At 44.1% G+C, this 1,925-nt stretch carries 3 protein-coding genes; 1 reads left to right on the top strand and 2 read right to left on the bottom strand.

The genetic code is table 11. The features are described 5' to 3' along the window. Positions 1-198: cation transporter dimerization domain-containing protein (locus ABYB02_RS16820; RefSeq protein ID WP_372763511.1), on the top strand; the 198-nt coding region annotated here is incomplete at its 5' end. 225 nt (positions 199-423) lie between these two features. Here ABYB02_RS16820 and ABYB02_RS16815 read toward each other — a convergent pair. Both ABYB02_RS16815 and ABYB02_RS16810 read right to left on the bottom strand, forming a co-directional pair. After that, the gene (locus ABYB02_RS16815) at positions 424-1,383 is read right to left on the bottom strand and encodes an alpha/beta fold hydrolase (protein WP_372763510.1); all 960 of its coding nucleotides are present in this window, start codon (positions 1,381-1,383) and stop codon (positions 424-426) included. A 2-nt stretch (positions 1,384-1,385) separates the two neighbouring features. Next, on the bottom strand, positions 1,386-1,925 hold a 540-nt coding region (locus ABYB02_RS16810), incomplete at its 5' end, for an ATP-binding protein (RefSeq protein WP_372763509.1).

The following is a 1,925-nucleotide window of genomic DNA, read 5'->3' as shown; positions in this document are numbered from 1 at the left end:
GGAAAAATTAAGTTTATTCAACTGCATTTAGAGCTGGATGATCATTTAAGTTTAATTCGCGCACATAACGTAGCCGATGAAGTAGAAGCAATGATCACCCAAGAGTTCGGCTCAGAAGTGGATATTCTTATTCACCTTGACCCTCTATCATCAATAGACAGAAGCAGTTTGCAACCGCCGGTTGTCAGCGACAAGTAAAACACCCGGCAAGGGTTTTAGCGAAGTAATATAGACAGCGGCCAAACCGATGGCTGCTCTTTTCTACCTGAAACCTAGTGCCTCTCAAGCTCTTTGTGAGTAGTTTACTTATAAACATTCGCACTGCGTGCGCGCGGCAGCAACCTACTCGCCCACGGGTAAGCCAAGTACCGCACTTGGCTGTTCTCTGCCTGACACCTGAAACCTGATACCTTGTTTTATCTCTTACTGATCGCTGCTCTCTCCCACCGACTCGCAAAAGGCATAAAAGTCTGCAAGCAGCGGTTGGCGTATTTCATCACGTTCAAATAACAGCTCGTGTTTGGCGCCGTTAAAGGTTTTTACCGTGACATTTTTTTGTTTGTTAGCTAGCAAATGGTGAGCGCGGTTATCGACTACTTCGTCAAGCTCTGCACTGGCGATAAACACCGGAGTGGCAATGGCTAAACTATTAAGCGAGGTAATAAAGCGAAAGGCCGCGTGTAACCAGCCGTAAGTCACGCCACCTAGTTGTAACAGCGGTTGCTGCTGATAAATTTGGCGAGAACTCGTATAGCGCGTTTGACTACTGGTTAAGCAATTTATGGCAAAATCATCGGGCATATAATCCCGTTGCCCTAAGGCATAACTTTTTGAAAAGCCCAATAACGTCGCTAAATTAGCGATCAGTTTCGCCAGCGGTTTAGGGGTGTTTTTAGTGTGAATATCAAACATGGGCGCCGATAAAAATACGCCACTAAAGTTATTGTCATAATGGGCTAAGTAATCAAAGGCAATGGCGCCACCCATAGAGTGGCCCAGCAATATTTTTTTCCCCTGCCAGTGGCTGTCTACAATTTGTTGGTTAAATAACTGCAGATCGCGGCGGTAGTCGGAAAAATCTTTTACATAGCCTTTATGCTTATTGGCTAATAGCCGATAAGAGCGCCCTTGGCCTTGGTGATCAACAATAAATACTGCAAAATTATTGTTATATAACTCCCACAACAGTTCTTGGTATTTATCCAGTGCTTCTATACGTCCTGAGCTAATTACAATGGCGGTATTGGCCTGTTTTGGTTTTGCATAAGCATAAAACAATTGCCCCGCGGGAGTGTTTAAGTAGCCTTTAATTAAGGTGTTATTATAAAACTCATGGATGGCGGCTTGATTATCACTCAGTACGGCTTCACTACTATAAAACATATTTACTCTTTAATTATGGGTAAACTAATGGTGGCACACAGGCCACCATGCGGCTTATTCGCTAATGTTAAACTGCCACCGTGGGCCATAATAGCATTTTTAGCAATGGCAAGGCCTAGGCCGGTACCACCGGTTACGCGGTCGCGCGCATCAGACTGCCTAAAAAATGGTTCACACAACTTACTTAACTGGCTGTCTGGTACACCGGGGCCATCATCACATATTTCTATGGATACCTTATCACTGTGCTTTAAGCTCAGGCTAATGGTGCTAGTAGCATAGTGAATAGCATTACGTAACAGGTTTTCCAGTGCACTGGCAATAAGCGCTTCATCACACTGAATAAACACTTCAGCAGAGCCCGTTACATGTAACTGTTTTTTAAGTTGTTTAGCTTCAAAAGTGGCGTCGTTTAATACGTGGTCAACAATGTCTTGTAGTGGTTGTTGTTGCAGTGATAACGTTTGGCTATTAGCTTCTAAGCGCGACACTTGCAGCACATCGGCAATCATTTTGTCGAGCTGATTGGCTTCTTTTTCAAT

Source organism: Pseudoalteromonas sp., from assembly GCF_041613455.1.
Classification (GTDB): Bacteria; Pseudomonadota; Gammaproteobacteria; order Enterobacterales; family Alteromonadaceae; genus Pseudoalteromonas.
Note: the sequence above shows the minus strand (reverse complement) of the source record. Positions and strands in the feature narration are given on the sequence as shown.